This window comes from Winogradskyella sp. 3972H.M.0a.05 (assembly GCF_040493455.1).
Taxonomy (GTDB): Bacteria; Bacteroidota; Bacteroidia; order Flavobacteriales; family Flavobacteriaceae; genus Microcosmobacter.
On sequence record NZ_JANFDA010000001.1, the window covers coordinates 752,506 to 766,420 of the forward strand.

Consider the following 13,915-nt stretch of genomic DNA (forward strand, 5'->3'; position numbering starts at 1 on the left):
ATGGAGTATAAAAAACTCCTGTACTGGATTACAACTATTCTTTTGTGTCTGGTGATGCTGTATTCCGCATCGATGTATTTCACTAAAACAGACATGGTGAAAGGCTTTTTCGAAAGCTTCAATTACCCAACTTACATTGTAATTCCGTTAGCAGTTTTAAAAGTATTGGGTGTGGTAATGATTTTGTGGCGTTACAGTAAATGGCTAACAGAATGGGCTTATGCAGGATTTTTCTTTGACTTAATACTTGCTTCTGCAGCACATTATACAGCAGGCCATCCGGTAGGATTATCTTATTATGCTATTCCTATACTTTTGATTTCTTATTTTCTCGGGAAGCGAGTTAGAGATTAATAGTTTAAATAAATCCAACCGACTCTTTTCTTGGGAATATCTGTACCGTCAAGAATGTAAAAATAAGTACCCACAGGAAGCAAATCATTGGTTCTCAAAAGCCCTTTATTAGCTCTACCATCCCAATCATTCTTATAGTTACTTTCTTCAAACACCAAAACACCCAAACGATTAAAGATCTTAAGATTGTTGTCTGGGAAACTTTCAATGCAAGGAATAGTCAAAACATCGTTGAGGTTATCTCCATTTGGAGAAAATCCTTGATACATCTCCAAGCAATTATTAATAATGACTTCAGCGGAGTCTGAATTATTAGTGTCATCTCTGTCTATTTCATTTAGTTGTACTAACGATGCAATATTCAAAAGATCTGTTGCTGAAATCGTAGTAGCAGCAATAGTTAATGTAGCATATTCACCAGGGAAAAGACTTTGTACAGACCATAGATTTGTAATGTCATCATACGACCCTAATGTCGTCGATGCATTTATAAATGAATAACCACTGGGCAGTGCATCAAAAATTTCTATTGATGTGGCAACTGTAGTTCCAATGTTAGTGATTGTTATTGAAAATTCGACATCTTCACCTAGCGTTACTTCTTCTGGAGTTACAGTTTTTATGACTTCAATATCTACATTAGTAGTATCCTCAGTAACATTTAGAGTTGCAAAAACACCAGAAGTATCAATATTTAATTGATCAGTAAAATTGAGTTCTTCATTTATGTAAAGCCCTATAGTATTTGAAGTAACAGTGACAGAGAATGAACAGCTTTCTACCCCCTCGGGAAACATTAAATCTGTAATTCCAACAAAATCATCACCTGCATCTCCAATAAAATTCCCTGTGCATCCATTAGCTTCAGACCAGAATGGACTTCCAGATAATGTAACACCATTAGGTAGATTATCGGTAAAAGCAATATTTTCCTGAGATTCATTAGAACCAGTATTGAAAACCGTAAATGTTAGTGTGCTTTCCTGACCAGTAAAAATAGTATCTGGCTCAAAAATTTTAGATAGACTTGGAGAGATCACTTGAACACTACTTATCGAGATATTGGTTTCTGGGACAAGCTCTTCATTATTTATTTCACTTGGAATAACTTCAGAAGTGTTAGTAAAAGCACCTCCTGTACCTGGAGCAATAACAGGAATTTCAATTCTAATTGTAGATCCAACATCTATTGAAGGGATGACAGCATCAATAGAATTTCCATTAATATTAAAAGTTGCAGGGCATACTGCATTACCAGAGGTATTAACGCATGTTGGTGTTCCTGTAATTGTAAAAGAAGGATCTAGTAGGTTTTCAAAAATGGCTTCAAAAGCAGGCGAACTTGTACTACTATTACTAATATCAACAATCCAATTAAAGGGTTCATTGACGCCAACCTGTGTGAATTCTGGGAAGGTTTGTACAATCAAATCTACACAAGGTGCAAAATAGGTTGTGCTTGTTGATGTATTATCATTGCCTTGTGCTTCGCCAAAATCGCCTATGGGAGTAACAGAAACCGTATTTTCTACCGAAATTGCATTAAAAGAGCATATCGGTTGCCAGTCTACAACAACATGGTAAGTAACAGAGCTATTGGCAGGAAGAACCCAGTTTTCATCCTCAGTAATTTCCCAAAAGATATCGGGAATATTGGCTTGATTACTTTCCCCATCAAATTCAACATCAAAGTTTGCATTAATAACGGGTTGGCAAGCAGCTGTTCCTGTTGTATTCACACAATCTATAGAAACTAGGCTTGCTGTGGCTATATCAATATTAGAAGGCGGCATTAAATCAACCAGTGCAACTTGTACATCATCTGCACCAGCATTGGTAATTGTGATTTCATATGTGATTTCTCCCCAGGCAGTAGTATTATCCATGTCGCTACCTTCTGGAAGTTGAGGAGATATTTGAGTTTTTGAAACCTGAAGATTAGCTTCAGGGCATTCCGTTCCACTATTATTTACGTCAACAAAATCACTATCAAAGTTGTTAGATAAATCTAAATCAAAAATTATAGGCGATAGGATGTTTGTTGCAGAGCGGACATGAGTTTCTAAAATAGGTTCGCCAGTAATGCATTCAGGTTCTAAATAAATTAAAGTAGTGATTACTGTAATAGTGGCATCAGCTGGCATTACATAATTACTGGATACCCAAAACTGGTCACCAACAGATAGTGTAAAATCATCACAGGTGATTGAACCCGTAGTTCCAACACACTCTAGACTTTGGATTTCCCATTGAATAGACGCCGTTAAGTTCTGAAGAAAAAATCGCATAGGCGCATCCAAAGGACCATTATTACAGACTGTAGTTTCAAAAGTTATGAGGTCGCCATAATCTACTACTGTGTCTAATGCAGGACTTAGCTGAACTGTTTCGATACAGATGTCTGTGAAATCGCATGATTCTGCCGTTAACAAATCAGTAACTACAAAGTTTGATGTGTTTTCGTCTATAGTATCTCCATCATTAGCGGTGATTTCAATATAGCTTCTTACCGAAATGGGTTGCGGGTCAAAAGCACATAGCGAATCAAGGTACTTGTAAGCCATTTGAAAGGTTATGAATCCATTGGGTTCAAAAACAATTTGTTCAGAAAAAAGAAATACTTCTTGATTGTTATTTAAGGTGAAAGTAATAGTAGGAATACCTGATAAATCTGGACATTCCATGCCATTAGACGTATCAATACAATCAATATATTCGAACTCCACAATTGGCTGACCGTAATTCTGTGAAGAGTTTAGCTCTAAGTTTCCTGAAAACCCATTCAAAGGAAAAGAAATTTCACTATTATTAGTGATGGTGAACTCATAGACTACTGTATCTCCCCAAGCACTAATTGGAGTATTCTCTGGAGGTGTAATTTGGGAATGAGTCACAGTAAAATCAACTGGGACATCAAGGACATCAATAGATATGACAGAATCATTATTAGCTAGGTTAGTATCCGTGGTGCCATTGGGAGGAAATACCGAAGCTGTGGTTGCAATACCTCCAATTTGCGCAGGCGCTACGACCACAATCTTTACTTCAACACTAGAATCAGCTGGCATACTTGCAATGAGACCACTAACTGTACTACCTGTGACATTAAAATCTGTAACATCACTTGCACCACCAGCAGGGTTTTGAGAAGTAATCGACACCACTGTTAATTGATCATTCAGTACCTGAGAGAATAGCGCATTATTAACACTATCTCCAGAATTGATTATTGTCGTTACATATTGAAATTCTTGAAAAATATTTACTTGAGAAACATCACTCCCGTTGAGGTCTTGTGCTTCTACCGAAGTAGCTAAATCCGTGGTTTGGGAATAAGTACAAAGCGTAACTAAAAAGAAAAGAATAGTAATTACAGTCTTATTCATTGGTTGGTCTTTTTACTAAGATGCAAAAGATTTAGATTCGTTGCGTCAAGATATACAAAAGATTGTAAATTTGATGATAAATCTATTCTGAATGAAGCTTTATCTTGTACCGACACCTATTGGAAACCTTAAGGACATTACCTTTAGAGCTGTTGAGATTTTAAAAGAAGTAGATTTAATTCTTGCCGAAGATACCCGAACCTCAGGGAAACTTTTAAAGCATTTCGAAATTGAAACACCTATGCAAAGCCATCATATGCACAATGAGCATAAAACAGTTAAAGGCATAGTAAGCAGAATACAATCGGGAGAAACAGTAGCCTTGATCAGTGATGCAGGAACACCAGCAATTTCTGACCCCGGATTTTTGCTGACTAGAGCGTGTATAGAAGAAGGTGTTGAGGTTGAGTGCTTGCCTGGTGCTACAGCATTTGTACCAGCATTGGTTAATTCGGGACTGCCGAATGATAAATTTGTCTTCGAAGGATTTTTGCCTGTAAAAAAAGGACGGCAAACCCGACTAAAGTTACTCGCTGAAGAGACGCGAACAATGATTTTCTATGAGAGCCCACACAAACTGGTCAAGACCTTAACTAACTTTTGCGAGTATTTAGGAGAAGACAGAATGCTGTCGGTGTCTAGAGAACTAACAAAGCTGTATGAGGAGACCATAAGAGGGAGTGCCAAAGAAGTCCTTGAATATTACACCAACAAACCACCAAAAGGGGAAATCGTTATTGTGGTGGCTGGTAAAAGCTAATGGAAGAATTACTTCACGATATAAGACAATGTACAATCTGTAACGATTATTTGCCACTAGGCCCAAGACCTATAGCTACTGCTGATGTAAACTCTAAGATTGTAATTATTGGACAAGCACCAGGTACAAAAGTTCATGCCTCAGGTATTCCATGGGATGATGCGAGTGGTAAGCAATTGAGAAGATGGTTAGATGTTTCTGATGAGGATTTTTATGATGAATCTAAGTTTGCCATCATACCAATGGGATTTTGTTACCCAGGAAAAGGTAAGAGTGGAGATTTACCACCACGACCTGAGTGTGCTCCGCAATGGCATGATCAACTTTTTGATAAAATGCCTAAAGTTGAATTGGTTATTCTTATCGGTATTTATGCGCAACGCTACTATTTGAAAGATAAAGCGAAGAAGACCCTGACAGAAACCGTTGCCAATTTTAAAGATCATTTACCAAAATATTTTCCATTACCACACCCTTCCCCAAGAAATCGATTTTGGCTAAGTAAGAATCCTTGGTTCGAAAAAGAAGTAATACCAGATTTGAGAGCCATAGTCAAAAATCAACTTAAATAAACACTAAGTTTTTTTATTATAGTAGTGACTTTAATTATTTTTTGGTGTCGAAACCTATCGATAAGATTGGTTGAAAACCAATCAACATTTATCTTTGCACTTTCAAAATCGACAATATGAAGAAACTTATTTTACTATTAATCATTGGGTTTGGTGTTTTTAGCTTAAATGCTCAAACCAAAGAAGAATTAGAAGCTCAAAAAGCAGAAAAACAAGCCGAGGCTGATAAATATCAGGCAGAAGCAGATGCGTTACAAGCCCAAATTGATGCCCTTCCTGGATGGCGAGTGGGTGCTTTTGGAACTATTGGAGGTAGCTTGTCTAACTTCAATAACTGGTATGCACAAGGTACTCCAAACAACTCATCTGGAAGCATCGGAATAACATTCAATGGTTATGCAAATGATATCAGGGAAAAATATTTCTGGAGAAATGCCCTAACTATGAACTTCAACTGGGTAAAACTAGATGATAAGGACAATCCAGCTGATGATGATAGCTTTAACCCAACTACAGATGTTTTTAATTTAACGTCACTTTACGGTAGAAGATTAAATGAAAAATGGGCGGTTTCAGGATTAGTAGAATACAGAACTACGGTACTCAATAACTTTAATGATCCTGGATATTTAGATGTAGGTGTTGGTTTTACCTGGACACCAATTACAGACTTAGTTGTGGTGATTCATCCTGCAAACTACAACTTTGTATTTTCAGACAATGATACAGTCTTCGATTCTTCCATGGGAGCCAAAGTTGTTGCAGACTATACAAAGAAAATTGGAGCGATAAACTTTAAGACCAACTTATCAGCATTCCAAAGCTATAAGAGCAGTGATTTATCTAACTGGACATGGACAAACTCATTTAGCTACACACTATGGAAAATGATTGGAGTAGGATTTGATTTTGGTTTAAGAAACAACAAGCAAGAAGCATTAAACTTTGCCTTGAGTCAGTTTGATCCTATGAGTGGAAACCCAATGCCAACATTTGATAATGTTGATAACGACTTACAAACATTTTGGACTATAGGATTGAGTTATTCTTTCTAAAGTTTAAAAGAAATATAAAGAAAAAGGCTATCGTTACGATAGCCTTTTTTATGCTTCAAAATCTTCAATATCAGGATATAAGAAATGATTGTAAGGAAAACGTTGAATATGAATTTTTCTCACTTCTTCATAAACGCGCTTTCTAAAACCATCGAGATTTTCTTTATTTAATGCTGAAATAAATAGGGCTCTATCACCTACTTTGTGCATCCAGGTGTTTTTCCATTCGTCAATAGAAAAATTGGCTGTAGTACGTTCTTCAATTAAGTCGGTCTCATCAAAAGGTTCTGGTTGATAAGCATCAATTTTATTAAAGACCATAATGGTGGGTTTTCCAAGGCTCTCAATATCTGTAAGAATATTGTTTACCGATTCTATATGCTCTTCAAAATTAGAATGAGAAATATCTACAACATGCAATAAAAGATCAGCTTCTCGTACTTCGTCTAATGTACTTTTAAAAGATTCAACCAATTGTGTAGGAAGCTTTCTGATAAACCCAACAGTATCGCTCACAAGGAAAGGGAGATTTCCAATAACTACTTTTCTCACTGTAGTGTCTAGAGTTGCAAAGAGCTTGTTTTCAGCAAAAACTTCGCTCTTGCTAATCATATTCATCAATGTAGATTTACCAACATTGGTATATCCAACCAAAGCAACTCTAACAAGTTTTCCTCTGTTACCACGTTGTACAGCCATTTGTTTATCGATTGCCTTGATTTTAGCCTTTAATAAGGAAATCTTATCTCGTACAATACGTCTATCGGTTTCTATCTCTGTTTCACCAGGACCACGCATACCAATACCACCTTTCTGCCGCTCTAAGTGAGTCCACATCCCTTTAAGTCTAGGTAAAAGATATTCGCATTGTGCAAGCTCTACTTGCGTTCTGGCGTAGCTTGTTTGTGCACGCTGAGCAAATATGTCTAAGATGAGGTTGGTTCTGTCGAGTACTTTACAGTTAAGAATTTTGCTAATATTTCGTTCTTGAGCAGGAGAAAGCTCATCATCAAAAATCACAGTACCTACTTCGTGTTCTTCCACAAAATGCTTTACATCTTCCATCTTACCAGTACCAATAAAGGTCTTAGGATTTGGCATGGTCATTTTCTGAGTAAACCGTTTTAGCACCTCTCCACCAGCAGTATAGGTAAGGAATTCTAGCTCATCCAAGTACTCTTTAGATTTTACATCATCCTGTTCTTGAGTAATGATTCCTACTAATACAGTTTTTTCTAATGAAATGTCTTTCTTCTCAATCATAAATTTCTTTCAAACTGCAAAGTTACATAAATGAATAGCATTGGTTTTGTATTTTTAAAGCTTAAATTAAGATTATGGCTAATCCTATACATAATGATGAAAAGTTAACTGTTGCTTTTTATAATCTTGAAAATTTATTCGACACTATTGACGATAAGCATACTAATGATAATGATTTCTTACCAACATCACGAAAACGCTGGACCCAAAAGCGCTACGATAGAAAGTTGTATAAACTTGGTACAGCAATTTCGAAAATAGGACACCTCCAAACAGATAAATTACCAGTCATCGTTGGTTTGGCTGAAGTTGAAAACAGGCAAGTTATTGAAGACCTTCTGGCAACAAAAGATTTAGAAGGGACTAATTATGGAATAGTCCATTATGATTCTGCGGATGAAAGAGGAATCGATGTAGGATTGATTTATAATGAAGATTATTTTTCAGTTGAATCATCAGAAACATTTTCAGTCTACTTAGAAGATGATGATGGATCTAGAGATTATACCAGAGATATTCTTTTGGTTTCAGGACAATTACTTAACGAAAAAGTACATGTTATTGTTAATCATTGGTCATCTAGAAGAGACGGTAAAGATGAAACAAGTCATAAACGTATGGCTGCTGCTAAAGAGGTCGTAGAAGCCATTGTGCAATTGAGAAATTCTGAAGAAGACCCCAAGATTATTGTCATGGGAGATTTTAATGACAATCCAGATAATGAAAGCATAAAATATTTGGTTACCAATGGTAATCTGTTTAACCCTATGGATACCGTTTGGTCTTATGATAAAGGAAGTCAAAATCATGATTTTAAGTGGAATTTATTCGATCAAATATTAGTTAGTGCCAACTTTTTGAATGCTGATGTTGAGCAATTGCGCTTTAGTGAAGCAGATGTGTTTAATGAAAAATTTTTAACACAATATAAAGGCAAATATAAAGGACAACCATTTAGAACTTTTGTAGGTAAAAAATACAAAGGAGGGTATAGTGATCATTTTCCGGTCTATATTATTCTCAAAACTTAGCAATTGTGTTATGTAAGCATAACTTTTAATCGTAAAAAAAAGTCGTTAGTCCATTATGCCTTTGTTAATAAGTTGTTAAGTAAGTTTTTTTTTATATTCGACAAGCTTTAAAAGATATTCTTTTTAAGGCTTTTTTAATCCCCCTAACCCTAAAGGAACAACCTAAAAAAATAAGTTACTCACGGTCAAATAACTATGAGTGATAACATATTTAACTAAACCAATTTTCAAATGAAAAAGACTACCCTATTAGTTTTGCTCATGGTCAGTTGCCTGTATTCTTATTCTCAGGTACTGAACCAACCGGCAAACTGGCCTAATGCCAACTGGTCAGTAACTGGGGTCTATAACACAGACCCAACGGCATTTGAAGCAGATCCTACAACAACAGCAAATTTTGCTTTTGATGATGATGATGCTGGCAATGGAAATGATGATGACATTGCTGCAGAATCTCCAGTCATAGATCTTACCCCTGCTTTTGGAGCGGGAGAGACTTGGCTGCTCGTAGCTGCTGATTATACGTACAACCCTTTAGCAGCATCACTGACATTAGAGTATTGGGATGCCGATGGAGCAGCTTGGGTTGCTTGGCAACTTTTTGCGGGGACAGCAGATCAGCCAAATGATGATTTTTGTGCTGGGGCAAGAGATTCTTTTCAGAGTGATCCTCTGGATATTTCTGGTTTTACAGCTAGTCAACAATCTGGCTTTAGATACCGTCTATCATATTTAGATGATGGAGGTGCTGGAGGAGCAGCTTGGGAATGGGGTTTTTGTTTCGATGCTCCAACAATTACATCACAAGCGCCACCAACATGTTTAGTGCCTTCCGATTTAGCTGTGGGAACTATAACTGCTTTTACTGCTGAACTAAGCTGGACAGAAAATAATGCAGCTACCTCTTGGAATGTTGAGATAGTAACTTCGGGGACACCTCCGACAGGAGTGCCAACAGCAACAGGTGTAACTAATCCATACACTGCTATGGGATTAATGCCTGTGGTAACTTATGATTATTATGTGCAATCAGATTGTGGTGGAGATGGATTGAGTGACTGGGTAGGTCCAGTGACATTTACAACACTCTGTGATGTTTTTGTGCCAGACTATACTCAAGACTTTGCTACAATAATCCCAGACTGCTGGGACGAAGCAGATAATGGAGACGGAACTACGGGGCCACAAGATCTAGGTGCAGGAGCCTGGACTGCAGACGGTTTTGCTAATAACGGGTTTGATGGAGCATATAAAATAAATTTATGGCTAGCCGAAAAGAGCGATTGGATTATTTCTCCTTTCTTTGATCTAACAGGTGGACCATTCCAAGTAGAGTTTGATTTCTCTATTATGCAATTTGGTAGTCAAACCAACGCAGGAACTTTAGGTTCCGATGATACAGTAGAGCTCTACATTACTACCGATAATGGTGCCAACTGGACTAGCTTATTGACTTTCGATTCTTCCTCTGTAGTTCCTGCAGGTGGTGATCGTTATGTTGTAAACTTGGCTGCCTACAGTGGACAAACAGTACAGTTCGCAATCTTAGGTTCTGAAGGAACAGTAGATGACCCAGAAGATAATGATGTCTTTGTAGATAATTTTTGGGTAAGAGCAGTACCAACATGTCCAGAACCATCTGGGCTTACTGCAAATAACCTTAGTTTAACATCAACTGAGTTTAGCTGGACTGAAAATGGATCAGCTACGTCATGGAACGTTGAGATAGTTGACGCAGGAACGCCTCCAACAGGAGTTCCAACTGCTACAGGAGTAACCAACCCATATGTAGCTACAGGCTTAACTTCAGATACATCTTATGATGTTTATGTTCAAGCAGATTGCGGTGGAAATGGGACAAGTATATGGATAGGGCCAGTAAACTTCTTTACAGGATATTGTGAGTCAGTACCAGATCCAGTAGATGGAAATGGTATAGCAGAAACGGTAGTTAATGGAACTTCATTCCCAAGTGGAGGTCCTTTAGGATACGAAAACTTTACAGCGACACCAGTGAATGCGTTCCCTGGAGTTGACTTACCATTAGAAATTACTTTCGAAACAGGATTTACTTATGATGTAAATATCTGGATAGATTTTGATGATAACTTAGTCTTTGAGGCCGATGAGCTTGTATTCCAAGGAGTATCTTTAGGAGATAATCCAACAACTTTCGACGCAACCTTCTTAATGCCGATAGATGCACCTCCAGGACAGCATAGAATGAGAATTGGTACACTAGATTTTGGTGCTCCAGACCCATGTTTTAATGGTGCATTTGGTGTTACTCAAGATTTTACTTTAGAAATTGAAGCACTTACTTGTGTACTTCCTGAGGCAACCTTCACTTTTGTGTCAAACTGCCCAGTAGGAACGTTCAATGTAGATATTGATTTAACAGACTTAGGTTCTGCAACATCAATAACTATAAGTGATAACCAAGCTAACTCTCAAGTAGTAAATGCTACAGGATTATATACTTTCGGACCTTATACAAATAACACAGATGTAGAAATAACCTTGGTTAATGATCAGGACGCGAATTGTACAATAATGAGCGAAACCTTTAATCAAGAGTTTTGTTTAGATACTATAGTAGATTGTAATGTAGGACCAGTTAGTGCGTTCTATTGCTACGATAACAACGAAGGTAATGTATTCGAATATACATCCACAGATGGATCACCTTTAAACCTTACAATAGATTCTGGAGAAGTTGAAGGAGCACCTTTCGATTTCTTGGTGATTTTAGATAGTGATGGTGTTACAGAACTATATAATGGTGAAGGTAATGCAGGTGATATTTCAGGATTAACATTCCAGTCTACAGGAGATACAATTTTCATTACTGTGACTTCAGATGGTTCAGTAAGTTGTGCTTCTGGTAGTTTCTGCTGTTCAGATGGAATCAACTATACAGTAGCATGTGCGACATGTATCAATCCTGAAGCAACCTATGTTGTTGTTGACGATTGTGATAATGGAGATCAATTCTTGGTTGATGTAAACATAACATCATTAGGAGATGCAGCATCGGTTACCATTACTGATAACCAAGGGTCTGCACCAGTATCTGTAAATGCAACAGGCGTTACTCAATTTGGACCTTATGGGTTTGGTATCGATGTAGTATTCACAGTATCTAGTGATGATGATGTGAACTGTGTCATTAACTCAAATCCAATACAATTACAAGCATGTCCACCTGAAAATGATAATTGTGTAGATGCAACTGTTGCAGGTGTAAATGCAGATAATACATGTGATATTGTTAATCCAGGAACTTTAGTAGAAGCGACAGATTCTGGTATTCCTAATGGATCATGTGGAGGTGACCCTGATGACGATGTATGGTATCAGTTTACAGCATTAGAAGAAACTCAACTAATCATTCTACAAAATATTCAAGGAGGAGGATTCTTCAATGATTTAGATCATGCTGTGTATGAAGGCGCAGATTGTGGAAACCTTACTGAATTATATTGTTCAGTGGCTGATGCTAGTATAGCTGAAAACTTAACAGTAGGGAATACATATTATATAAGAGTCTTCTCTGCAGGAGGTGATCCAAGTGATATCACATTCGATTTATGTATCCAACCAGGAAGTGGAAATGTTGTTACAGACCAAACCACTTATACAGTTGAAGAACTTGTAGAAGATATTTTAATTGGTGGAGAATGTGCACAGATATCTAACATTACGTGGTCTACAGGTACAGACTTTGGAGATGTGAATGGTATTGCATACTTCTCTGTTGATGGAGACGGATTCCCTTTTGAAGAAGGAATCTTAATGACAAACGGAGATGCATCCTTGGCAGATGGACCAAACATTAATGCCATGAGTACAGGAGGATTTGCATGGCCTGGAGATCCAGACTTAGACACCTTGGTTGAGCCAGGTGGAGGAAATGTTCAATCTAATAATGCAACCATTATTGAATTCGATTTTGTGCCTCTAGCACAAGAAATAAGTTTTGACTTCTTAATGGCTTCAGAAGAATATAATGGAGCAACAGGAGGTACATTTGAATGTACATTCTCAGATGCATTTGCATTCTTCCTTACAGATGAAAACGGTATCACGACTAACTTAGCTGTATTACCAGGTACAACAGAGCCAATATTGGTAACCAATATTCATCCAGATAATGCAGGATGTGATGCAGTTAACGAAGAGTATTTTGGAGGATATACACCTCAAAACTTACCATCAACATCATTTGATGGTAGAACAGTGGTCTTTACCGCTCAATCTCCAGTAAATGTAGGTGAGACATATCATATCAAATTAGTAATTGGAGATGATGCGGATACAGCTTTAGATTCTGGTGTATTCTTAGAAGCAGGTAGTTTCGATCTTGGTCAATTAGAACTTGGAGACGATATTACGATTGCAGCTGGTACTGCAGCATGTTTAGGAGAGCCAATTATATTAGACACGCAAGCACCTGCATTAGAGCATGTGTGGTTCTTGGATGGAATTGCCATCCCTGGAGAAACATCTTCAATTTTTGAAGCTACTGAACCGGGTGTATATACTGCTCAAGTAATTTTTAGTAGTCAGTGTATTATTCAAGATGAAATTAATGTTGAATTCCTTGCGCTTCCAGAAGCAAACACACCAGAAGATCTTGAAAGTTGTTCAACAGGACCAACAGCATTGTTTAACTTAACTGATAGTGATGCTCAAGTGTTAGGAGCGCAAGATCCTGCCGCTTTTACAGTAACGTATCATTTAACGCAACAAGAGGCAGATGACGATACAGGAGCTTTAGCATCTCCTTATACAAACGTATCTAACCCTCAAACTATATATGTAAGAGTTGAAGACAATGTAACAGGATGTCATGCTACAACAGCTTTCAATCTAGTTATCTCTGCACCATCGCATACAGCAGATAGTGTTGATATTATTGAATGTAGTAACGATGGTAGTGGGCAAGCTGATTTTGACTTAGATGCTCATAATTCTAATGTATTAGGTACTCAGGACCCTTCAGAATTTAATGTCTCTTACCATAATACAGAAGACGATGCCAATAATAATGTTAACCCACTTAGTAGTCCATATACAAGTTCAGGAGAAACAGTTTATGTAAGAGTAGAAACTGTAGGATTTGCAGATTGCTACGTTGTTAACAGTTTCGATCTTGTGATAGGAACAACACCTTTAACAAGCTTCCCATCAGATATCGATTACGAAGTGTGCCCACCTCCAAGTGCCGCACCAATTGAAGTTACTGCCATAGCAGGAAACTATGATGTAAGCGAAGTATCTATAGCTTGGTTTAGAGATGGTGTGCCAATTTCAGGTAATGGTCTTACGATAAGTGTTACCGAAGGCGGAACATATTCTATAGAAGTAACCTTTAACGATACAGGATGTTTTAATACAACAGATGTAGAAGTAGTTCAACTGGAGTTTTGCGAGTTTCCAGAGGGTATTTCGCCAGGCGAGGTTGATGGTCTGAACGACCGTTTCGACCTGA

Annotated in this window: 8 protein-coding genes; 6 read left to right on the top strand and 2 right to left on the bottom strand. The window is 37.5% G+C overall.

Going from position 1 to position 13,915, the window contains the following annotated elements:
• Entirely contained in the window at positions 1-354 is a 354-nt protein-coding gene (locus tag NCE97_RS03425; RefSeq protein ID WP_353777464.1) for a DoxX family protein, read from the top strand.
• On the opposite strand, the gene NCE97_RS03430 is transcribed toward NCE97_RS03425, so the two are convergent.
• Positions 351-3,740, bottom strand: coding sequence for a DUF7933 domain-containing protein (locus NCE97_RS03430; protein WP_353777465.1), 3,390 nt, complete (start codon positions 3,738-3,740; stop codon positions 351-353). The genes NCE97_RS03425 and NCE97_RS03430 overlap by 4 nt on opposite strands.
• Before the next feature lie 91 nt (positions 3,741-3,831).
• Here NCE97_RS03430 and rsmI point away from each other — a divergent pair, with 91 nt between their 5' ends.
• The 3 genes from rsmI (at position 3,832) to NCE97_RS03445 (ending at position 6,127) form a co-directional block, all read left to right on the top strand.
• Entirely contained in the window at positions 3,832-4,500 is a 669-nt protein-coding gene (gene rsmI, locus NCE97_RS03435) for a 16S rRNA (cytidine(1402)-2'-O)-methyltransferase (protein ID WP_353777467.1), read from the top strand.
• Positions 4,500-5,072, top strand: a complete 573-nt coding sequence (locus NCE97_RS03440) for a uracil-DNA glycosylase family protein (protein ID WP_353777468.1) — start codon at positions 4,500-4,502, stop codon at positions 5,070-5,072. The genes rsmI and NCE97_RS03440 overlap by 1 nt, the downstream gene beginning before the upstream one ends.
• 116 nt (positions 5,073-5,188) lie before the next feature.
• The gene (locus NCE97_RS03445; RefSeq protein WP_353777470.1) at positions 5,189-6,127 is read left to right on the top strand and encodes a DUF3078 domain-containing protein; all 939 of its coding nucleotides are present in this window, start codon (positions 5,189-5,191) and stop codon (positions 6,125-6,127) included.
• Positions 6,128-6,175: 48 nt separating this feature from the next.
• Here NCE97_RS03445 and hflX read toward each other — a convergent pair whose 3' ends face one another.
• Complete coding sequence (hflX, locus tag NCE97_RS03450) at positions 6,176-7,390, bottom strand: GTPase HflX (RefSeq protein ID WP_353777471.1); 1,215 nt, start codon at positions 7,388-7,390, stop codon at positions 6,176-6,178.
• Between the two features lie 74 nt (positions 7,391-7,464).
• Here hflX and NCE97_RS03455 point away from each other — a divergent pair, with 74 nt between their 5' ends.
• Together NCE97_RS03455 and NCE97_RS03460 are read left to right on the top strand one after the other, a co-directional pair.
• The gene (locus tag NCE97_RS03455) at positions 7,465-8,421 is read left to right on the top strand and encodes an endonuclease/exonuclease/phosphatase family protein (protein WP_353777472.1); all 957 of its coding nucleotides are present in this window, start codon (positions 7,465-7,467) and stop codon (positions 8,419-8,421) included.
• 231 nt (positions 8,422-8,652) lie between these two features.
• A partial coding sequence (locus NCE97_RS03460) for a choice-of-anchor L domain-containing protein (RefSeq protein ID WP_353777473.1) occupies positions 8,653-13,915 on the top strand: 5,263 nt, incomplete at its 3' end.